At 42.4% G+C, this 21,571-nt stretch carries 19 protein-coding genes; 17 read left to right on the top strand and 2 right to left on the bottom strand.

Annotated features, from left to right (window positions below; all coding sequences use genetic code 11):
• Positions 1-110 precede the first annotated feature (110 nt).
• From dprA to EP58_RS12295, 10 genes are all read left to right on the top strand, one after another.
• Positions 111-971 (top strand): DNA-processing protein DprA, encoded by an 861-nt coding sequence (dprA, locus tag EP58_RS12250; protein WP_036093841.1) that lies wholly within the window; start codon positions 111-113, stop codon positions 969-971.
• Positions 972-1,252: 281 nt separating this feature from the next.
• A complete protein-coding gene (gene topA, locus EP58_RS12255; protein WP_036093842.1) occupies positions 1,253-3,331 on the top strand; it encodes a type I DNA topoisomerase in 2,079 nt (692 codons plus the stop codon).
• Between the two features lie 79 nt (positions 3,332-3,410).
• On the top strand, positions 3,411-4,715 hold the full coding sequence (gene trmFO, locus EP58_RS12260; protein ID WP_036093843.1) for an FADH(2)-oxidizing methylenetetrahydrofolate--tRNA-(uracil(54)-C(5))-methyltransferase TrmFO: 1,305 nt from the start codon (positions 3,411-3,413) through the stop codon (positions 4,713-4,715).
• A gap of 253 nt (positions 4,716-4,968) precedes the next feature.
• Positions 4,969-5,871, top strand: coding sequence for a tyrosine recombinase XerC (gene xerC / locus EP58_RS12265; RefSeq protein WP_036093844.1), 903 nt, complete (start codon positions 4,969-4,971; stop codon positions 5,869-5,871).
• 28 nt (positions 5,872-5,899) lie between these two features.
• Positions 5,900-6,427: an HslVU peptidase proteolytic subunit gene (gene hslV / locus EP58_RS12270; protein ID WP_036093845.1), complete on the top strand. Its 528-nt coding sequence runs from the start codon at positions 5,900-5,902 to the stop codon at positions 6,425-6,427.
• Positions 6,428-6,440: 13 nt separating this feature from the next.
• On the top strand, positions 6,441-7,841 hold the full coding sequence (gene hslU / locus EP58_RS12275) for an ATP-dependent protease ATPase subunit HslU (RefSeq protein WP_036093846.1): 1,401 nt from the start codon (positions 6,441-6,443) through the stop codon (positions 7,839-7,841).
• Between the two features lie 20 nt (positions 7,842-7,861).
• Positions 7,862-8,641, top strand: a complete 780-nt coding sequence (gene codY, locus EP58_RS12280) for a GTP-sensing pleiotropic transcriptional regulator CodY (protein ID WP_036077117.1) — start codon at positions 7,862-7,864, stop codon at positions 8,639-8,641.
• Between the two features lie 99 nt (positions 8,642-8,740).
• A complete protein-coding gene (locus EP58_RS12285; RefSeq protein ID WP_036093848.1) occupies positions 8,741-9,163 on the top strand; it encodes an acyl-CoA thioesterase in 423 nt (140 codons plus the stop codon).
• Positions 9,164-9,178: 15 nt separating this feature from the next.
• A complete protein-coding gene (locus tag EP58_RS12290) occupies positions 9,179-9,493 on the top strand; it encodes a hypothetical protein (protein ID WP_036093849.1) in 315 nt (104 codons plus the stop codon).
• Complete coding sequence (locus EP58_RS12295; RefSeq protein WP_036093851.1) at positions 9,493-10,359, top strand: aldose 1-epimerase family protein; 867 nt, start codon at positions 9,493-9,495, stop codon at positions 10,357-10,359. Before EP58_RS12290 ends, EP58_RS12295 begins: the two co-directional genes overlap by 1 nt.
• 39 nt (positions 10,360-10,398) lie before the next feature.
• Here EP58_RS12295 and plsY read toward each other — a convergent pair whose 3' ends face one another.
• The gene (gene plsY / locus EP58_RS12300) at positions 10,399-10,992 is read right to left on the bottom strand and encodes a glycerol-3-phosphate 1-O-acyltransferase PlsY (protein ID WP_036093853.1); all 594 of its coding nucleotides are present in this window, start codon (positions 10,990-10,992) and stop codon (positions 10,399-10,401) included.
• Positions 10,993-11,184: 192 nt separating this feature from the next.
• Between plsY and EP58_RS12305 the strand changes: the two genes are divergently transcribed.
• The 7 genes from EP58_RS12305 to EP58_RS12335 all read left to right on the top strand — a co-directional run bounded on the left by EP58_RS12305 (position 11,185) and on the right by EP58_RS12335 (position 19,658).
• Positions 11,185-12,483 (top strand): purine/pyrimidine permease, encoded by a 1,299-nt coding sequence (locus tag EP58_RS12305; protein WP_036093855.1) that lies wholly within the window; start codon positions 11,185-11,187, stop codon positions 12,481-12,483.
• 66 nt (positions 12,484-12,549) lie between these two features.
• A complete protein-coding gene (locus EP58_RS12310; protein ID WP_036093856.1) occupies positions 12,550-12,969 on the top strand; it encodes a CoA-binding protein in 420 nt (139 codons plus the stop codon).
• Between the two features lie 593 nt (positions 12,970-13,562).
• Positions 13,563-15,530, top strand: a complete 1,968-nt coding sequence (parE, locus tag EP58_RS12315) for a DNA topoisomerase IV subunit B (protein ID WP_036093858.1) — start codon at positions 13,563-13,565, stop codon at positions 15,528-15,530.
• Positions 15,527-17,977 (top strand): DNA topoisomerase IV subunit A, encoded by a 2,451-nt coding sequence (gene parC, locus EP58_RS12320; RefSeq protein ID WP_036093859.1) that lies wholly within the window; start codon positions 15,527-15,529, stop codon positions 17,975-17,977. Before parE ends, parC begins: the two co-directional genes overlap by 4 nt.
• A 75-nt stretch (positions 17,978-18,052) precedes the next feature.
• Positions 18,053-18,520, top strand: coding sequence for an S-ribosylhomocysteine lyase (locus EP58_RS12325; protein WP_036093861.1), 468 nt, complete (start codon positions 18,053-18,055; stop codon positions 18,518-18,520).
• Between the two features lie 153 nt (positions 18,521-18,673).
• Entirely contained in the window at positions 18,674-18,985 is a 312-nt protein-coding gene (locus EP58_RS12330) for a hypothetical protein (protein ID WP_036093863.1), read from the top strand.
• A 28-nt stretch (positions 18,986-19,013) separates the two neighbouring features.
• The gene (locus EP58_RS12335; RefSeq protein WP_036093864.1) at positions 19,014-19,658 is read left to right on the top strand and encodes a hypothetical protein; all 645 of its coding nucleotides are present in this window, start codon (positions 19,014-19,016) and stop codon (positions 19,656-19,658) included.
• A gap of 44 nt (positions 19,659-19,702) precedes the next feature.
• On the opposite strand, the gene EP58_RS12340 is transcribed toward EP58_RS12335, so the two are convergent.
• Positions 19,703-21,544 carry an acyltransferase family protein gene (locus tag EP58_RS12340; protein ID WP_036093866.1) on the bottom strand — a complete coding sequence of 614 codons (1,842 nt, stop codon included), beginning with the start codon at positions 21,542-21,544 and terminating at the stop codon, positions 19,703-19,705.
• Positions 21,545-21,571: the final 27 nt, after the last annotated feature.

Here is a 21,571-nt window from a genome sequence, read left to right on the forward strand (position 1 = left end):
GAAGTTGAGATGATTTTATTGTTTGAAACTGCTTTTTTGCTGTTTTTGACACAATTTACAAAATGGGAATGAGGGGATAAGATAAGGAAAACGTAAAGGAGAAATGATACATGAAAAACTGGTTACTGCGTATGAAATATTGTTCGTCGATTTCTGTTAAACAACTGGGAAGATTATGGCGCGAGTTTCCAGTAGAGCAGCTACGAAAGATCTCTGCTGAAGAAATAGCGGTAAGTCTAGAAATGTCAGAAGAACAGCGCGAACGATTTAAAGATGATTTTTCTCGCTTTCATTTAGCGAATGTACTATTGGAATTGGAGCGGTATCAGATTACACTTATATCGATTGAAGATGCTTGTTATCCTGCGTTATTACGTGAATTGTATGACCCACCATTACTTTTATTTGCAAGGGGAAATGTAGAGCTATTAGCATGGGAAAAACTTGCTATCGTAGGCACCCGAAAGATGACGGAGTATGGCAAACAAATAATAGGCCAGCTAGTTGCGCCGCTCTGTAAAGAATCGTTAACTATTGTAAGCGGGTTAGCAATGGGAGTAGATGCAGAGGCGCATCGAGAGGCTATACGTGTCGGAGGGAAAACAATTGCGGTCATTGGAAGTGGATTCTTACAATTTTACCCCCTTGAAAATAAGCAACTGTTCGAAAAAATAATGAACGATGGACTTGTATTAAGTGAGTACGCACCGCATGTTACAGCACGAAAATGGCATTTTCCAGAACGAAATCGTATTATTAGCGGGCTATCATTGGGAACGCTGATTGTACAGGCGGAGAAGAGAAGTGGTTCACTTATCACAGCAGATGCAGCATTAAATCAAAATCGGGAAGTCTTCGCGGTACCAGGCAGCATTTTTCAACTTAGCTCTGCTGGGACGAATAAATTAATTCAAGAAGGAGCGAAATTAGTAATGGAAGCTTCAGATATAATGGAAGAATTGCGTCAATAAGGATAAAATTCTACATTTTAAGTGATTAGGCTTGCATTTCTCGCGTATTTGATATAAGTTGGCTAAAGAATCATCATTATTCCGAACAGGCAAAAAAATAGATGGAATAAAAATGAATTGACAAATAGCACAACTAAGGATAACATTTACTACTGATTACACGTTTCATTTTTGTAATTAGAGTTGGAGACTATTTAAAATCGGAAGCTGAATGTCAGAAGAATGATTCTGTCGCGCTCCGCCGTCTTAAATGCGTATCCCAAATTAGGGAGGAATTAACAATGGCCGATTATTTAGTAATAGTAGAATCACCAGCAAAGGCAAAGACAATTGAGAAGTACCTTGGCAAGAAATACAAAGTAAAGGCATCTATGGGACATCTACGGGATTTACCAAAGAGTCAAATGGGTGTGGACACAGAGAACAACTTTGAACCGCGTTATATCACGATTCGTGGTAAAGGTCCTATTTTAAAAGAACTAAAACAAGCTGCGAAAAAAGCGAAAAAAGTGTATCTCGCAGCCGATCCAGATCGCGAGGGTGAAGCAATTGCTTGGCACCTTGCGACAAGTCTTGGTTTAGACCAAACAGATGATTTACGCGTTGTTTTTAACGAAATCACAAAAGAAGCTGTGAAAGAATCCTTTAAACATCCACGTAAAATTGATATGGATCTAGTAGATGCACAACAGGCTCGCCGTATTCTAGATCGACTAGTAGGATATAATATCAGTCCTATTCTATGGAAGAAAGTGAAAAAGGGACTGAGCGCTGGTCGTGTCCAATCTGTCGCGCTCAAACTCGTGATTGATCGGGAAAATGAAATCAAAGCCTTCATACCAGAAGAATACTGGACCATTGATGGTAATTTCAAAAAAGGAAAAAAAGAGTTCCAAGCTAATTTTTATGGTATGAACGGGAAGAAAAAGAAACTTTCCACAGTTGAAGATGTCAAAGAAGTGATGTCAACGATTAAAGGGAAGCAATTTGAAGTTATCGATGTAGTAAAAAAGGAACGCCTGCGTAATCCGGCAGCGCCATTTACGACGTCATCCTTGCAACAAGAGGCTGCACGTAAGCTTAATTTCCGAACTCGTAAAACGATGATGTTAGCGCAACAATTGTATGAAGGGATTGCTTTAGGTCGTCAAGGAACGGTTGGTTTGATTACGTATATGCGTACCGATTCCACGCGTATTTCTGATACGGCGATTCAAGAAGCATCTACATTTATTACGGAGACATATGGCAAGGAATTTGGTCGTACGCAAAAGAGAAATGACAAGAAATCCAAAGGTTCTCAAGATGCCCATGAAGCTATTCGGCCAACCAGTGCAATGCGCTCTCCTCAGGAAGTCAAAGAATATCTAGGTCGTGACCAACTACGCTTATATCGTTTGATTTGGGAACGTTTCATAGCAAGTCAAATGGCTCCAGCTGTCTTGGATACGATGCGAGTGGATTTAGATAATAATGGCGTCATGTTCCGTGCCAATGGTTCTAAGATAAAATTTGCAGGGTTTATGAAGGTCTATGTGGAAAGTAACGATGATAATAAAGAAGAAAAAGAAAATATTTTGCCAGACTTGAAAAAAGGCGACAAAGTGGAATCGCAATCGCTAGAACAGCGTCAACATTTTACGCAGCCACCGCCACGTTTTACAGAAGCGAGACTGGTTAAGACTTTGGAAGAAGTGGGAATTGGGAGACCATCTACTTATTCGCCTACGCTTGATACGATTCAGCGGCGTAACTATGTATCGTTGGATAATAAACGATTTGTACCAACAGAATTAGGTGAAATCGTACATGAACTTATCCGTGACTATTTCCCTGAAATATTGGACGTACAGTTTACGGCAAATATGGAAGCGGAGTTAGATGAAGTAGAGCATGGTGAGATGCAGTGGGTGAAGGTTATTGACCAGTTCTACCAAGGCTTCGAGAAAAATGTCGAGCGAGCAGACAAGGAAATGGAGAAAATCGAGATTAAGGATGAACCGGCAGGGATTGATTGTGATCTTTGTGGCGCTCCAATGGTCTTTAAAATGGGCAAATACGGTAAGTTTTTAGCTTGTAGTCGCTTTCCAGATTGTCGTAACACGAAACCGATTGTTAAAGAAATTGGTGTTACATGTCCTAAGTGTAATGAGGGGCAAGTGATTGAACGCAAGAGTAAGAAAAAACGGATATTCTATGGTTGCGATCGCTATCCTGCATGTGATTATGTTTCTTGGGATAAACCAATCGCGCGTCCGTGTCCGAAGTGTAACGAGAAAGCCCTCGTTGAGAAGAAACTCAAAAAAGGTGTACAAATTCAATGTACTAATTGTGATTATAAAGAGCAACCACAACAATAGAATGCGTAAAAAAATAGCTAGACACAGTAGCAACAAGCGACCATCGCGCGTTGCTATTGTTCTGAATTGGAGGATAAAAATGGAGAAAAAAGTAAATGTAATTGGTGCAGGCTTGGCTGGAAGTGAAGCGGCTTGGCAACTAGCCAAACGAGGAATTAAAGTGGACTTATATGAAATGCGTCCTGTAAAGCAAACACCGGCGCACCACACTGACAAATTTGCTGAACTAGTGTGTAGTAATTCATTACGAGCGAATACGATGACCAATGCTGTAGGTGTTATCAAAGAGGAAATGCGTTTGCTAGATTCCATTATTATTGAAGCAGCTGATCAAGCTTCCGTTCCAGCGGGTGGTGCTTTGGCTGTGGATAGGCATGAATTTTCAAGCTATGTGACTGAGAAAGTGAAGGAGCATCCGAATGTTACGGTATACCATAAGGAAATTACAGAAATACCAGAAGGTCCAACCATTATTGCAACCGGCCCATTAACAAGTGAGGCGTTAGCTGGAAAAATCAAAGAACTCACTGGTGAAGAGTACTTATACTTCTACGATGCTGCTGCTCCAATTATTGAGCAAGATAGTATCGATATGGACAAGGTATATTTGAAATCTAGATACGACAAAGGGGAAGCGGCTTATCTCAATTGCCCGATGACGGAAGAAGAATTTAACGCGTTTCATGAAGCATTAGTAACTGCCGAAACAGCTAAACTAAAAGAGTTCGAAAAAGAAATTTTCTTTGAAGGTTGTATGCCGATTGAAGTGATGGCTAAGCGTGGTATTAAGACAATGTTATTTGGACCGATGAAACCAGTTGGCTTAGAAGATCCAAAGACTGGAAAACGACCATACGCTGTTTTGCAATTACGTCAAGATGATGCAGCAGGAACGCTTTATAATATGGTTGGTTTCCAAACACATCTGAAATGGGGAGATCAAAAACGGGTATTCCAAATGATCCCTGGTTTAGAAAATGCGGAAATTGTTCGTTACGGCGTGATGCATCGCAATACTTTTATTAACTCACCGAAAGTTTTATTACCAACGTATCAACTAAAAGCGCGTCCAGAACTGTTTTTTGCAGGGCAAATGACGGGTGTTGAGGGCTATGTTGAATCAGCAGCAAGTGGTTTAGCTGCCGGAATTAATGCGGCGCGTCTTGTTTTAGGCGAAGAGTTAGTTGTTTTCCCTCCAGAGACGGCCATTGGAAGTATGGCGTACTATATTACGAACACGAATACGAAAACATTCCAACCAATGAATGTGAATTTTGGTTTATTCCCAGACTTGCCAACAAAAATTCGTAGTAAACAAGAAAGAAATGAACAACATGCAAATCGAGCAATCACAGCAGTGAAAGAAGTTATTCCGACTTTATAAAAAAATAAGGGGATGCGGCTTTGATAAAAAGAAGCCGCATTGTCTTGTTTTTGATGTTTGAGGAAAAATATTACTGATAGAATTTAAACAAACTAGGTGAGTTCATTTTTTACTGAATCGCATTAGAATCCGTTTTATCCTTTAATTTACACTTTCCCGGTTCAATTCGAAAGGTTGCGAAAAATGTATAAAATTATTGCAACATCACACCATGTGTGATACGATGGACTTGTTTGAGAGGTGTATAAATGTGATGACTGGGCGAAATTGGGAGCAAGAGTTTAGCAATTACTTGAGCACTGAGCGCAATTATTCAGAACATACTAATATTAACTATCTTCATGATATTCGCGATTTTCATTCATTTATGATGGAGGAAGCAATTAATCATTTTACAGATGTGACGTATATGGATGTTAGACTATATCTCACATATTTACGCAAACAGGAATTTGCCCGCACAACTGTAGCCCGGAAAATTTCAAGTTTGCGCAGTTTCTATGCCTTTTTGCTACGGGAAAAAGTTATGATTGAGAATCCGTTCGCAATTGTTTCACATGCAAAGAAACAATTACGGTTGCCCAAATTTTTCTATTCCAAGGAAATGGAGGCATTGTTTGATGTCGTATACGCGAATAATGATCCGTTGACTTTACGAGATCGGGCTTTGCTTGAATTATTATATGCTACTGGGATTCGCGTGAGTGAGTGCGCAGGAATTCTATTGCCTGACATTGATCAAACCTATCAAGCCATTTTAATTAGGGGAAAAGGGAACAAGGAGCGGTACGTTCCATTCGGTGCTTTTGCGTTAGACGCTGTGAATGATTATACAAAAGGTGGCCGCACTATTTTGATGGAACACCATAAGAAGGAACACCAAGCGCTGTTGATAAATCATTACGGTGATCCGCTGACAGCAAGAGGTATTCGTTATTGTTTGAGCAAAGTGATCGAGAAGGCTTCTTTAACAAGGAAGATTCATCCTCATATGCTGCGACACACATTCGCGACTGATTTGCTGAATAATGGTGCGGATATGCGAACGGTTCAGGAATTATTAGGGCATGCAAGTCTTTCTTCCACGCAGATCTATACACATGTCACGAAGGAGCATTTGAAGGAAACTTATATGAGACACCATCCAAGAGCTTGATTTTTTTAGAAATGGAGGCGTATGGAAATTGACAACGATTTTTGCAATTCGTCACAATGGCAAATCTGCTATGGCCGGAGACGGACAAGTAACATTAGGAAATTCTGTCGTGATGAAACACACGGCTAAGAAAGTAAGGCGCCTTTTTCATGATAGAGTAGTGGCTGGTTTTGCTGGCTCTGTTGCGGATGCTTTTACGCTTTTTGAAAAGTTTGAAGGAAAATTAAATGAATATAATGGAAACTTAGAGCGAGCGGCGGTAGAACTTGCTAAGCAGTGGCGCAGTGATAATGTTTTGCGCAAGCTTGAAGCGATGTTGATTGTCATGAATGATGAGAAATTATTGTTAGTGTCGGGTACAGGTGAGGTTATTGAACCGGATGATGGCATTTTAGCGATTGGTTCTGGTGGTAACTATGCATTGGCTGCTGGGCGAGCGATGAAGCGTTTCGACGGTGACCGGCTAGAGGCGAAAGATATTGCTAGAAATGCGCTAGATATTGCATCCGAAATTTGTGTATTTACGAATGATAATATTATTGTAGAACAATTGTAAGGAGGGACTCGATTTGTCAAACATTCATTTAACGCCACGCCAAATCGTAGAAAAATTAGATCAGTACATCATCGGGCAAACGGGTGCTAAGAAGTCAGTCGCAGTTGCACTCCGGAATCGCTATCGCCGTTCATTGATGGCAGATGAGATCAGAGATGAGGTCATTCCTAAAAATATTCTGATGATTGGTCCAACTGGTGTCGGAAAAACGGAAATTGCTCGCCGTATCGCTAAAATCGTTCGTGCACCATTTTCCAAAGTAGAAGCAACGAAATTTACAGAGGTTGGGTATGTTGGGCGTGATGTAGAGTCCATGGTTCGTGATCTTGTAGAGGTTTCGGTGCGACTTGTGAAAGAGGAAAAAATGCAGATTGTTCGTGTAAAAGCGGAAGAAAATGCGGAGAAACGTCTTGTGAAATTGCTTGCGCCGAGTAAGAAGAAGCAAAAGCAGGCATCGCAAAACCCGTTAGAAATGCTTTTTGGTGGTGGAAATCAGCAGGCAGAAGAAGAAACGGAACCTGAGGATGACACAGTACGCTCCAAACGCAGTCAAATCGAATGGCAACTAAAGAGTGGCGATTTGGATAATGACTACGTAACCGTTGAGGTGAAAGAACAGCAAAGCCCAATGGCAGACATGTTCCGCGGTACCGGTATGGATCAAATGAGCGGCATGCAGGACGCTTTTTCAGGCCTATTTCCGTCAAAAATGAAGAAACGCAAAGTAACTGTGAAAGAAGCGCGCAAAATCTTGTTTGAAGATGAGGCTTCGAAACTGATTGATCAAGATGAAGTGGCGTCAGAAGCCATTTTACGCGCTGAACAAATGGGTATAATTTTCATCGATGAGATTGACAAAATTGCAAGTGGTGGTCAAGGTGGTGGCAATGCCCAAGTATCGCGTGAAGGTGTGCAACGGGATATCTTGCCGATTGTTGAAGGCTCGCAAATCGCGACGAAATATGGTACAGTCAACACAGAATATATTCTTTTCATCGCAGCTGGAGCATTTCACATGTCGAAACCGTCCGATCTAATTCCAGAGCTTCAAGGGCGTTTCCCAATCCGGATTGAGTTAGATAAATTATCCCAAGAAGATTTCGTGAAAATTTTAACGGAGCCGGATAATGCGCTAATTAAACAATATAAAGCATTGCTGAAGACCGAAGATATTGAACTTGTTTTTACAAAAGAAGCCGTAGAGCGGTTAGCTGAAATCGCCTTTCATGTCAACCAAGAAACGGACAACATTGGTGCTAGAAGATTGCATACGATTCTAGAAAAATTACTAGAAGACTTGCTTTTTGAAGCGCCAGAGATTACACTAGAGTCTGTCACGGTAACAGAAAGTTATGTGAACGACAAATTAGCCACAATTATGATGGATAAAGATTTAACGCAATTTATTTTATAAAAATTTTAGGAGGACTAATAATGAACTTATTAGCAAAAACAAGAAAAATTAATGCCATGTTACAAAATGCAGCAGGTAAAACGGTTAACTTCAAAGAAATGGCGGATACGTTAGCGGATGTTATCGAAGCAAACACGTATGTTGTGAGCCGTAAAGGAAAGCTTCTTGGTTATTCAGAAGTTTTACCAATCGAAAACGCGCGTATGAAACAAATGCTAGTGGAACGCCAATTCCCTGAAGAATATACGAACAGCCTTTTCAATGTAAATGAAACATCTTCTAACTTGGAGGTTTCTAGCCAGTACACAGCGTTCCCGATTGAGAATAGTGATCTTTTTGTCAAAGGTTTAACGACGATTGTCCCTATTGTTGGTGGTGGCGAACGTCTTGGTACATTGATTCTTTCTCGTCTAGAAAATGATTTCACGGACGATGATTTGTTGCTTGCTGAGTATGGCGGAACAGTTGTTGGGATGGAAATTTTACATGAAAAAGCAGAAGAAATTGAAGAAGAAGCGCGTAGCCGTGCGGTTGTTCAAATGGCAATCAGCTCTCTTTCTTACAGTGAGTTAGAAGCGATTGAGCATATCTTTGATGAGTTGAATGGTAAAGAAGGACTTCTAGTTGCTTCTAAAATCGCTGACCGTGTAGGGATTACGCGTTCAGTTATCGTTAATGCGCTTCGTAAATTAGAAAGTGCCGGCGTTATTGATTCTCGTTCACTTGGAATGAAAGGGACATTTATCCGTGTCTTGAATGATAAATTCCTAGTAGAATTGGAAAAATTAAAAAATCATTGATTAAAAAAATAAATTCAAGAAACTTCTGCTATTATTATAATTGTGGAAGTTTTTTCGTCGTGGTAGAATGGATATTGTGATGGAAGGAGGGGAAGTTAAGTGAAGTATCATGAGTCGACAATCGTTGTGCGTTATGCGGAGACGGATCAGATGGGCATTGTGTATCATGCGAATTACTTGGTGTGGATGGAGATTGGGCGTACTGATTTTCTGGAGAGCATCGGTTTGCGCTATTTTGATATGGAGCAGGAAGGCTATATTTCGCCAGTTTTAGATGTGCATATTTCGTATAAGCAAGCGATGAAGTATGGGCAAAAAGCGGTTGTGAAGACGTGGATCAAGTCGTATGATGGGTTTCGGATTGTGTATGGGTATGAAATCAGGCAAGAAGGCGGCAGTGAGATACATATTTCTGGTGAGACGGAGCACATCGCAGTTCGCAAAGCTGATTTTAAACCAGTGAGCACGAGACGGGCTTTCCCGGCGTGGCATGAGGCCTATTTAGAGGCAATGAAATCGTAATGGTAGGTGAGGACAATGGCTTTTGGTGTGAAACGAGCGGAACTTGAGGCATGGAAAAAACGAGCGGACAGCGGGGAAATCGCGTTTTTGACGCATTATTGGCTGGATGATCGTTTCCCTGATTCAAAAACGGTGACAAAGGCTGCTTGTGCGGATATAGCGAAACTGGAAGCGTGGGGTGCAACGTATGGTTTTAAACCGGAATGGATTGACAGACGGCACGGAGCCTATCCTCACTATGATTTGTTTGGTGATATACAACGAACGGTACTAAAAAAAGAAGGCGAATGGGATCAATTAGAGCGGTTTCATTTGAATGGTGATAAATAATGCTAAAATTAGAAAACGATACGATACTGGTAGAATTAAAAGAAGATGGCGCTGAATTAACACGAATCTTTGATAAGAATTCGGAAAAAGAGTTTTTATGGCATGCAGATGGTGCTTTTTGGGCAAGACATTCGCCGGTTTTATTCCCGACGGTGGGCCGGTTAGTAGAGGATACGTATTTGGTGGATGGCAAGCCGTTTCATTTGGGACAACATGGTTTTGCGCGTGATCGCGTATTTCATGTGACGGAGCAAGGAGAGAAATCGATTACATTACGATTGGAGTCTGACGCGGATTCCCTTGCGATTTATCCGTTTCGTTTTGCTTTGGAGATTGCTTATCGGATTGAAGGTGGAACGATTCATGTTGGCTATCACGTGATGAATTTGGATGACAAAACGATGCATTTCTCGATTGGCGCGCATCCTGCTTTTAATGTGCCATTTGTGCCGGGTGAGGTGTTTGAGGATTATTATCTGGAATTTGCGGCAGAGGAAGTACTCGATTCGTTGACGCTTTCGGGACCGTATTTGTCCGGGGAGAAAAAGAAAATTGCGGATGCGAAGAAATTACCGCTGAATTACGAGTTGTTTGGTAATGATGCGCTTATTTTTGAAGGATTAACGAAAAATGAGGTAACGATTCGCTCACGAAAAAATCGTCATTTTGTGAAGGTAGCATTTCCTGATTTTAAATACGTTGGGATTTGGACGCCGAAGCCAGGTACGCCGTTCTTATGTATCGAGCCGTGGTTTGGAATTGCGGATGCGAAGGGTGAATCTGTGGAGCTTAAGGACAAGCTAGGGATCGAGACGCTCGCTGTGGGTGCTGATTTTTCTAGCGAATATACGATTACTATTGGGTAAATAAAAAGAAGTTGGCCGCGGCCAGCTTCTTTTTTGATACTACATCCAACTTATTTTTGGTTCTTCGCCTTTTTTGATGCGTTTTATGTTTGGTATATGGCGGTAAATAATGAACACTGCAATCGCCGCGATGATACCGACTAGAATCCAGTCTTGGAAGAATAACGAGATAACCAGTGCGCTCGCAGCGGCGATCATAGAGCTAAGCGAGACGTATTTGCTGATTTTTAGAGATAGGGCAAAGATGATTAGTGCGACTAAAAACAGCCAAGGTGCATAGGCTAGAATGACTCCTGCAGACGTTGCAACAGCTTTCCCACCTTTGAATTTCGCGAAAACCGGAAAACTATGTCCGATAATGGCGAAAATACCCGTAAGCAACCAGAAATGATGGTTGACATCTAACTGGAAAAAGAACGGTAGAAGTGTTGCGGCGGTTCCTTTCAAAATATCCATCAAGGTGACGACGATGCCTGGTTTAACACCAAGAACACGGAAGGAGTTGGTCGCGCCCAGATTACCGCTTCCGAAATCACGAATGTCCTTTTTATAGAAAATTTTTCCGATCCACAAACCTGATGGGATGGAGCCAAGAATATAGGCGATGAGGCAAAGCAAAATGATCATTTCCATTGGTTTAGAAACTCCTTTTATTTCGAACTATGTATCTCCGCCATTATAGCATAAAAAAAAGATGCAGAATACCGTAGATACTTATTTATTTCATGGACTTTTTATACCAACTGGCGTAAAATAGAAAACTGGACAGGTTCCACATTTAAATTGAATAGTTAGAAAATAACACAAAAAGGAGTGGAGTTTGGAATGAAAATGGGAATTGCTGCATTGCAGTGGATGATTTTTATGATTGCGGCTGCGATCGTGGCGCCAATTGCGATTGCAGATTTATATCAACTGAGCGCTGTGGAAACGGCAGGCTTTATGCAACGAACAATATTTGTTTTAGGTGTAGCAGGACTGTTACAAGGCTTGCTTGGACACCGTTTGCCAATCCATGAAGGTCCTGCGGGATTATGGTGGAGCGTATTCACAATTTATGCAGGATTTATCGGTGTTTTATACACCTCAAATATCGAGGCATTACAAGCTTTATCAGGTGGTTTACTCGTAAGTGGTATCTTTTTTATCGTCTTAGCTGCTAGCGGATTTATCGGTGTCTTAGCGAAATTATTCACGCCGACTGTGACGTTTGTTTACTTGATGCTCCTCGTATTGCAACTGAGCGGTTCTTTTATAAAAGGGATGTTCGGAATCTCAGCGGCTCACCCGATAATGGACCCGTGGATGGCGCTGTTAAGCCTGATAGTGGTCATCGCAGCTTTTGCATTTGGACGGTCAAAAGTGATGTGGATTCGGCAGTATTCCGTGATATTTAGCTTAGTTCTTGGTTGGGGATTATTTTTAATTGCTGGAAAAGCACCACGTGTTGGAGAGGCACATTCTTGGTTTGATTTGCCGAAGCTATTTGCGTTTGGCATGCCGACATTTGATTCTGGTGTGATTACGACCGCGATTTTTATCACGTTGCTATTAATTACTAATTTAGTTGCTTCTGTGCGTTTGATGGAAGGAATCGTTGCTGGTAATAAGCCTAGTGATCCGAAAAGGTACAAGCGTGGCGGGCTAATTTCGGGCGTTAATCAGTTGCTAGGCGGCGGTTTTTCGGCGATTGGTTCTGTCCCTATTTCAGGAGCTGCTGGATTCGTCACACAAACCGGTCAGAAATCGATCAAACCATTTTTGCTAGGTTGTTTATTAGTCATTGGGATTACGCTATTCCCGCCGATTATGAACATTATGAGTGCGTTACCAGCACCGGTTGGCTATGCGGTAACATTTGTCATTTTCTCCAATATGGTTGTGATGGCATTGAAGGAGCTCAAAAAAATAACGTCAGGTGAGGAAAACGCGTACCTTGTTATCGGTATATCGATGATGATTGGCGTGGGTGTGATGTTCCTATCTCCTTCTGCGACAAAAGGATTATCAGCTGCGGTCATCGCTGTTTTGAATAACGGACTTATCGTTGGAAGTGTTTTTGCGATGCTATTAGAACAGTTTTTCTTATTTCGAGAAAAAGTTGTTTCTTCTAGGAAAAAATAAAATGCCGTTCTTGCTTGCTATTTCGCCTCCTCATCCGCTATGATGGACGTATAGGAGGGGATTTAGATGGCAATTTTGAACCCTGAAAGATCGGAAATTCATCAGATTTTGAACAAAGCGAAGCGAATCGCGGTAGTTGGGCTTAGTGACAACCCAGAGCGCACATCCTATCAAATCTCGGAGCGGATGCAACAAGAGGGGTACACGATTATACCGGTTAATCCGCGCGTAGATGAAGTTCTTGGCGAAAAAGCCGTGGCAAGTTTAGCGGACATCGAAGGGCATGTCGACATTGTTGATATTTTCCGAAGATCCGAATTCTTACCTGATTTGGCGCGAGAATTCGATCAAATCGACGCAGATGTCTTCTGGGCGCAATCCGGCGTTTCAAACGAAGAAGCCTACGATTTCCTAAAAGAAAAAGGCCACATCGTTATCATGGACCGCTGCATAATGGTAGAGTATTTGCTTTCTGGCAAGGGATAATGTTAGACTAGAAAGATAACCACAAAAAATGGTCTGGGACATAGCCCAAATAAATCGGCGGCAAGCGCTCGCATTCAAGGGGTTTGGCGGACTTCCGGTTCTCATGTACAGTCGTACACTCCGCTTCTGGCTTCCACCAAACCCCTTGAATACAAACGCTTTCGCTCGATTTGTGTAAAGCATAATTTACGTCTTACCCAATAAAGGACAAGGCGATTTTATCTTGTTCGGAATTTTGTCCCAGTCTATTTGACTTGCAAAAAAAATACATAGCCCTATAACCAATCCAATCAAAATTTTGAAGGACTAAAGTCCAAGTCCGTGCCGCGAAACCTCTGGGGGTCTAGAAATGCTTAGTTTCTAGGCAAAAGCGAGTACCGACACGGAATGTACGATTTGTACACGAGTATCGGAACGGAACTTTTAACGACGGAAATGAGCATTTCTAGGCCCTCAGAGAGAACTGGGGCTTTATTATTTTGAGCGGAAGTGCTATTCTGTTAAAGTAGTTGTTGCCAACATATGTTTGGATAACAGGTAGAAATGGGTAAACAGCAAGATATATAAGCAAAATCGGAAGGAGAAAAAATAAAATGAGTCGTTCAAAAAATGAGTATAATGATGATTCGATTCAGGTGTTGGAAGGACTTGAGGCGGTACGTAAACGCCCGGCGATGTATATCGGTTCGACAGATACACGTGGATTGCATCACTTAGTCTATGAAATCGTGGATAATTCCGTCGATGAGGCACTGGCTGGATATGGTCATAAAATAAAAGTAGTTTTGCATGCTGATGAAAGTGTTAGCGTTTCGGATGAGGGTCGCGGTATGCCTGTTGGAATGCATAAAACAGGTAAGCCAACTGTCGAAGTTATTTTGACGGTACTCCATGCCGGTGGTAAATTTGGTCAAGGTGGTTACAAAACGAGTGGGGGCTTACACGGTGTAGGTTCTTCGGTTGTTAATGCTTTGTCAGAATCCTTAAAAGTAACGATTTACCGTGAGGGCTTCACCTACGAAATGGATTTTGAAAATGGCGGTAAACCGGTGGGAACGTTACGCAAGCTTGGTAAAACAAACAAAAGAGGTACGACGATTCGTTTTAAACCTGATAAAACGATTTTTCCCATGACTTCTTATAATTATGAAACGTTGTCGGAGCGCTTGCGTGAGTCCGCATTCCTGTTGAAAGGGATGGAGATTGAGCTTGTAGACGAGCGTGTTGGGATGGAAGAGAAATTCCATTTTGAAGATGGTGTGAAGAATTTTGTGGAATATATTAACGAGGGCAAAGATGTGTTGCACCCAGTTGTGTCGTTTGAAGGGGATAACAATACGATTGAGATCGCGATGGCGTTCCAGTTTAACGATGGGTATGCGGAGAACATCTTGAGTTTTGTTAATAACGTGCGGACTAAGGGTGCGGGCGCGCATGAGGCTGGTATGAAGGCCGCGATGACGCGTGTGTTTAATGAATATGCCCGCCGTGTTGGGATGTTGAAGGAGAAAGAGAAGAACCTGGAAGGTAGCGATATTCGGGAGGGACTTTCTGCGGTGCTTTCGATTCGGATTCCGGAGAATTTGCTGCAATTTGAAGGGCAAACAAAGGAAAAACTCGGAACGCAAGAGGCAAGGCCTGCTGTGGACGCTGTTGTAGCGGAACATTTGGGCTATTATTTAGCGGAGAATCCAGAAGTAAGTGCTTTGCTCGTGAAAAAGGCTGTGAAGGCGCGTGAGGCGCGTGAGGCGGCACGTAAGGCGCGTGAAGAGACGCGAAACGGCAAAAAACGTAAACGCTCAGAAACATCGCTTTCTGGTAAGTTAACACCAGCGCAATCGCGAAACCCGGAAAGAAATGAATTGTATCTTGTCGAAGGAGACTCGGCGGGTGGTTCGGCTAAACAAGGCCGTGACCGCCGTTTCCAAGCTATTTTGCCGCTTCGTGGTAAGGTTATTAATACCGAGAAGGCGAAACTGGTCGATATTATGAAAAATGAAGAAATTAGTACGATTATCCACACGGTTGGCGCTGGCGTAGGTGCTGAGTTCGAGGTGGAGGATTGTAATTATGATAAAGTCGTGATTATGACCGATGCGGATACGGATGGCGCGCATATCCAAGTGCTACTCCTGACGTTCTTTTACCGCTACATGCGTCCGTTAGTGGAAGCTGGCAAGGTGTATATCGCGCTACCACCACTTTACAAGGTTAGTAAGGGTGTTGGTAAAAAAGAAGTGATGGCGTACGCGTGGACTGATGAGGAACTGGATGCAGCCATTCAAAAAATCGGAAAAGGGTACATTATTCAGCGCTACAAAGGGCTTGGTGAGATGAACGCCGATCAGTTGTGGGATACGACGATGAATCCAGAGTCGCGAACGCTGATCCGTGTACGCATTGATGATATCGCTCGCGCTGAGCGTCGTGTGGCGACACTGATGGGCGATAAAGTAGAGCCAAGACGTGACTGGATTGAGAAAAATGTGGAATTCTCGCTGGAAGAAGATCAAAGCATTCTAGAAAACGAGAACATGATTATTGAGGAGGCGGGCGAGTGAGTACTCCAGATGAAAAAATTCAAGACTTAGCCTTGGAAGAAGTTTTAGGAGACCGATTTGGTCGTTATAGTAAATATATTATTCAGGAACGGGCGTTACCGGATGCGCGTGACGGACTGAAACCTGTACAACGTCGGATTTTGTTCGCGATGCATGTCGAGGGCAATACGGCTGAAAAAGGATTCCGGAAATCTGCGAAAACTGTCGGAAACGTGATTGGTAACTATCATCCGCATGGAGATTCATCGGTGTATGAAGCGATGGTGCGGATGAGCCAGGATTGGAAAGTTCGTAATACCTTGATTGAAATGCACGGAAATAACGGTAGTGTCGATGGTGATCCGCCGGCCGCGATGCGTTATACGGAAGCACGGACATCCAAGATTTCATCGGAATTATTGCGTGATTTGGATAAAGAGACGGTTGATTTTGTGTCGAACTTTGATGATACGACGAGTGAGCCGACGGTATTGCCGAGTCGTTTTCCGAATTTGCTAGTGAATGGTTCGACAGGGATTTCGGCTGGGTATGCGACGGATATTCCACCGCATAATTTGACGGAAGTGATTGAGGGCGTGATTAAGCGCTTGGATAAGCCGGATTGCACGACGTCTGATATTATGAAGCTGATTAAAGGCCCGGATTTCCCGACTGGTGGGATTATTCAAGGTATCGACGGGATTCGTAAAGCGTATGAAACCGGAAAAGGCCGCGTGGTTGTGCGTTCGAAGACGGCTATTGAAGATATGCGCGGCGGACGTCAGCAGATCGTCATTACCGAGATTCCATACGAAATTAACAAAGCGACACTCGTGAAACGGATGGATGATCTACGGATTGATAAGAAAATCGAGGGTATTTCAGAAGTTCGTGATGAAACGGATCGTTCTGGACTCCGCATTGTGATTGAGTTGAAAAAAGACGCGAATGCAGATGGCGTACTGAATTACCTTTTCAAAAACACGGATTTACAAATTTCATATAATTTCAATATGGTCGCGATTTTTAATAAACGTCCGCAATTGATGGGTGTTATTTCAATGATTGACGCATACATTGCGCACCAAAAAGAGATTATCACGAAGCGTTCGGAGTATGATATTCGTCGTGCGAAGGCTCGCCAACACATTATTGATGGTCTCATGAAGGCCCTATCGATTCTAGACGAAGTGATTCAAATGATTCGTGGTTCCAAAGATAAGCGTGATGCGAAATTAAACTTGCAAACCACGTATGATTTTAGTGAGAAACAAGCAGAGGCCATCGTATCCTTGCAACTTTATCGCTTAACAAATACGGATATTACGCAACTTCAGCAAGAGGCGGATGAGCTGGCAAAACAAATTTCGGAGCTAGAAGCGATTTTGGGAGACGAAAATAATTTGATTGCTTGCTTAAAAGAAGAGTTGAATGAAATCAAGAAAAAATATAAAACGCCGCGTTTGACGGTTATCGAAAATGAAATTTCTGAAATCAAAATTGATACAGAGGTGCTTGTTGCGAGTGAGGACGTCGTTGTTTCTGTGACGAAAGAAGGCTACGTGAAGCGCACTGGAATGCGTTCATATGCCGCGTCAAACGGGGAAGATTTATCGATGAAAGAAACGGATCATGCTATCTTTATCCAGACGATGAACACGATGGATTCGCTGTTACTTTTCACAAGTAAAGGGAACTATATTTATCGTCCTGTCCATGAGTTGCCAGATATTAAGTGGAAGAACTTAGGCGAGCATGTGAGTCATCTTGTTTCCGATACGTCCTCTGAGGAAGAAGTGGTTGCCGCCATCCCGATGAAAACGTTCAGTGAGACGGACTATTTCTTATTCGTAACGAAAAATGGCATGATTAAAGCATCGGCAGTATTGAACTACAAACCGCAGCGTTACTCGAAAACATTGATGGCGATTAACTTAAAAGGTGAAGATAGCCTGATTTCTGTGGAGACCGTTATTGGAAATGAAGATATCTTCTTAGCGAGTCATAATGGATACGGCTTGCGTTATTCGATTAGTGAAGTGCCGCTTTCTGGCGCTAGAACGGCCGGTGTCAAAGCCATGAATCTGAAGGCAGATGACTTTATTGTTGGGGCAAAAGTGATTGTTCCCAGCGAAAAACGTGATTTGGTCTTGCTTACACAGCGCGGATCAGCTAAACGAATGAAATTATCGGAATTTGAGCCGATCTCAAGAGCAAAACGAGGTTTGTTGATGCTTCGTGAGCTGAAAAATAGTCCACATCGTTTTATCAGTTTAGACTTAGCCGATAGCAATGATATTATTCATATTGCGACGGATAAAGAAGTGGTAGTGAATCTGGAGGTTGCGAATTTACGCGTGACGGATCGCTATTCGAATGGATCGTTCATTATGGATGAGCAACTAGAAGGCGCACCAGTCGAAACATGGCTTGGACTTGCAACGATTACTGAAAATACGGTAGAATAGTTTATATCATAAGAGTTCCTAGGTGAGCAAGGTGAAGCTAGCCTAGGAATATTTTTTTCGAGAGGATGGATTGGAATGTCTGAAAAAATGAATGTCGAGAGTTTTAACCTAGATCATACGCTTGTAAAGGCGCCGTACGTACGACTTGCTGGCCAAAAAATGGGGGAGCATGGAGACGAGATTTATAAATATGATATTCGCTTTATGCAGCCTAATAAGGAGCATATGGAAATGCCGGCGCTCCATTCGTTGGAACATCTAATGGCAGAGTTGTCACGCAATCATTCCGATAAAATTGTAGATATCAGTCCAATGGGTTGCCAGACTGGTTTTTACCTATCCGTTATTAATCATGACGACTATGAGGATGTGCTTGCGATTCTTGAAAAAACATTGCTTGACGTACTAAGCGCTACTGAAGTTCCGGCTTGTAATGAAGTACAATGTGGCTGGGCTGCTAGCCATAGCTTAGAAGGCGCGAAAGAGTTAGCACAGAATTTCTTGGACAAAAAACAAGAGTGGCCACATGTTTTTGGAGAATAATCTGTAAAAGCATTTACACACAACTGAGAATGTGTTAAATTGTATATATATACATGACGATGAAGATCACTATGAGAGTGGTCTTCTTTTAATTCCAAACTGAAAGCGGAAACACCTAGATATATCAAGAAGTTTATGGAAAGGTGGATAATAATGAAGAAAATTTCTTTTATGCATCAAAACGAAATGGACTTAAAGTTGCGAAGGTTTAGTGATGCGATAAATGGCTTGCAAGGACTCCCAAAGAAGGAATCCATGCACACGGTGGTTGAGAAAACAGCTGATAAATATATTGTGATAGAACCATTTGAGACCGCTTGTGAAAAGGCGGTAAAGCATATGGATGCGATTGATAATGGATTTCGGAAATATTTAAAAGGACGCGTACATGTAGAAAAAGAGCTGTGGATTATTGCTTCGATTAAGAATTTGGTGGATTATGGTTATTTGAAAATAGAGGAGTAGCTGCGATGTTGGAAAGGAACAGTTTGATATGGAATTAGAACGTATTTGCCGATTATTAAAGCAACGCGGAGAGCGGGTTATTACGAAGAAGAATAGTATTGAGACCTTCCATGAAAAAGGGGAGGATTATTACCGACTAGAGCGCGAACGGCTAGCGGGTGGGGAACAGTGGCATTATTTTTATGTACGGAGTAAGAAAGAGAATGTTTTGGAGAAGGAGCATCTCGCGAGTTATACGGATGAGCGTGAGGGAGCGCGGATATTTTATTTATGGACGATGCGCAGCCATTACCGCGAAAAATATATTTGGAAAATTCATGAATATCTGCGCGAAACAGATTACGATATTAGTCCAGATGTGGCAACTGTGGAGCGAGCGCTAGCGGTTTTATCGAAATTACATATACCCAGACATTTATATAGTTTAGAAAATGAGCAAAAACCGGATTCTATTAATCTGGAAACGGATTGGGATTCTGGACGAAGTTTTTATATTGATTTAAAAGGGAAGAGGCATCGGGAAACGTTGGTGCGTTCTAAAAGTATCGCGGTAAGCCTGGCGTTTGATAGGGTTTTGATGCTTTATTTATTTTATCAGGAACAGGATGCGTTGTTTCAGTCTAACGAAATTCAAACGCTCTTTAATGAGCAAGAACGCTTAGTTTTTCTATAAAAAAAACCATCGAACCCTTTGGTAGTAGGATTCGATGTTTTTTTTTAATGGACCATTTTATTTGTCAGGAGGCCAACATAAGCCGATACGCCTTTTTTCGTTAAATGAACGCCATCACGACCGAAATATTCCGGATGATCGATGGCTAAACTGTACCAATCGACGCGTGTAACATTATCGTATTCCGCATCAATCTTATCGATGGATTCGTTTACTTCTGACTCCCATGGACGAGGAACGCGCGTATTCACAAGATAAATGCTAGCTTCGTCAAACATTTGGACGAGTTGCTCCATTTTCTTGAGGGCAAAAGGACCATTTGTGCCAAGTTCGAGGATGACGGCGCTACCTTTACTATTATATTTCTTATATTGAGTGGCTGTATTGATTGCATCGGCCATTTGGCGTCCGACTAAACCGTCAATAGCGATATTTGGAACGGATTTCTCGAGAACTGGTTGGATGTCAATCATGAGTGAATCACCAATCGCTAGTGTTTGTGTGTAGCTGATTTTGTCAGGTGTGACTGGTGTTTTTGCGGCGTTCTTTTTAGGTGCCGGCGTCGGTTTTGTTGGTGTATCTGGTTTAGGCGCTTCTTTTTGCGGTGTTTTCGCATCGGCAACTGTTTTTACATGTGTTTTCTGTGTGCCTTCTGCGTTTGTTTTCACTGGAATTAGATTACTCATGCCGAGTGCGAAGAATCCGAGAATGAGAACGAGACTGCTGATAAACGCCCATTTCCCAACTGGGTAGCCGCGCCAATGGAGTAAGCCTTTGAAATGGAACGACTTGATGTAGGCGATGAAGCCTTTTTTTCGAATCGGGGTCTCTACGAATCGGTAGGAAAGCTCGGCGATGAGAAGTGTTGCCGCCACTTGAAGGGTCGCTCGTACCAAATTCGGCGTTCCGACTTCCGTGATTGGTGTTGTTAACGTGATGATTGGGTAGTGCCATAAATAAATGCCGTAAGATCGCATACCAATCCAGCGCAGTGGTTTAAAACTGAATAGCTTGCTCAGATAGGAAGCTGGATGCGCGATGGTCGCAATCATGACAATGGCGTTAATGGCGATTAGGAACATGCCGCCACGATATAAAAAGGAATCATACTCGTTGACTGTCACGATGCAAATCACGAAGATGGCAACGCTGATTGTTCCTGCTAGATTCACGGTGAATTTTGCGGGTTTTGGAATGTGCGGCGATAAGCGTGTGAATGGCCATACGAAAGCCAATGCTCCGCCGAGTAACAAACCAAATGCGCGTGTATCTGTTCCGTAGTATACGCGGCTTGGATCGCCGTCGGGTGAATACAGAATCGCCATTAAAATAGCGGAAAGCATCGCTGCAATCACGATAATGCGCAAAATGATGGCTGGTTTTTTGATGAACTTGAGGGCACCATATAAAAACAGTGGCCAGATAATATAGAACTGTTCTTCGATAGCCAAGGACCATAAATTTTTGATGGGAGATGCTGTTCCGAATGAGTCAAAGTACGACACGTTATGGAAAATGAACCACCAGTTGCTCATATATAGAAAGGAAGCTGTGGCATCTCCTCGCAATGTTGCCAGAAGTGGCCGGTTGAAAATCACGGCAAACACGACAACGACAACAATCATTAAGTATACAGCAGGGATAAGTCGTCTGAAACGGCCAACCCAGAATTTCTTCAAATCAATGCGTTCATTCTTTTCCCATTCAGATAGCAAAATATTGGTAATTAAGTAGCCTGATAAAACAAAAAAGATGTCAACTCCCAAAAAGCCGCCGGAAGCCCATCCAAAACTGAGGTGATAGGCGATGACAGCTATAACTGCCAGTGCTCGAAGCCCATCGATGCTAGGTACATATTTTCTTTTATAACGAGCGGATCTCTCCATGTAATCTCTCCTAACCGCAAATCATAA

The organism is Paenilisteria newyorkensis (assembly GCF_000766145.1).
In the GTDB taxonomy this organism is placed as follows: domain Bacteria; phylum Bacillota; class Bacilli; order Lactobacillales; family Listeriaceae; genus Listeria_A; species Listeria_A newyorkensis.

Bases quoted from the DNA above. Each gene is read 5' to 3' on its own strand.
- dprA (WP_036093841.1), top strand. From the start codon at position 111: ATGAAAAACTGGTTACTGCGTATGAAATATTGTTCGTCGATTTCTGTT.
- topA (WP_036093842.1), top strand. From the start codon at position 1,253: ATGGCCGATTATTTAGTAATAGTAGAATCACCAGCAAAGGCAAAGACA.
- trmFO (WP_036093843.1), top strand. From the start codon at position 3,411: ATGGAGAAAAAAGTAAATGTAATTGGTGCAGGCTTGGCTGGAAGTGAA.
- xerC (WP_036093844.1), top strand. From the start codon at position 4,969: ATGACTGGGCGAAATTGGGAGCAAGAGTTTAGCAATTACTTGAGCACT.
- codY (WP_036077117.1), top strand. From the start codon at position 7,862: ATGAACTTATTAGCAAAAACAAGAAAAATTAATGCCATGTTACAAAAT.
- EP58_RS12290 (WP_036093849.1), top strand. From the start codon at position 9,179: ATGGCTTTTGGTGTGAAACGAGCGGAACTTGAGGCATGGAAAAAACGA.
- EP58_RS12295 (WP_036093851.1), top strand. From the start codon at position 9,493: ATGCTAAAATTAGAAAACGATACGATACTGGTAGAATTAAAAGAAGAT.
- plsY (WP_036093853.1), bottom strand. From the start codon at position 10,992: ATGGAAATGATCATTTTGCTTTGCCTCATCGCCTATATTCTTGGCTCC.
- EP58_RS12305 (WP_036093855.1), top strand. From the start codon at position 11,185: ATGAAAATGGGAATTGCTGCATTGCAGTGGATGATTTTTATGATTGCG.
- EP58_RS12310 (WP_036093856.1), top strand. From the start codon at position 12,550: ATGGCAATTTTGAACCCTGAAAGATCGGAAATTCATCAGATTTTGAAC.
- parE (WP_036093858.1), top strand. From the start codon at position 13,563: ATGAGTCGTTCAAAAAATGAGTATAATGATGATTCGATTCAGGTGTTG.
- EP58_RS12325 (WP_036093861.1), top strand. From the start codon at position 18,053: ATGTCTGAAAAAATGAATGTCGAGAGTTTTAACCTAGATCATACGCTT.
- EP58_RS12330 (WP_036093863.1), top strand. From the start codon at position 18,674: ATGAAGAAAATTTCTTTTATGCATCAAAACGAAATGGACTTAAAGTTG.
- EP58_RS12335 (WP_036093864.1), top strand. From the start codon at position 19,014: ATGGAATTAGAACGTATTTGCCGATTATTAAAGCAACGCGGAGAGCGG.
- EP58_RS12340 (WP_036093866.1), bottom strand. From the start codon at position 21,544: ATGGAGAGATCCGCTCGTTATAAAAGAAAATATGTACCTAGCATCGAT.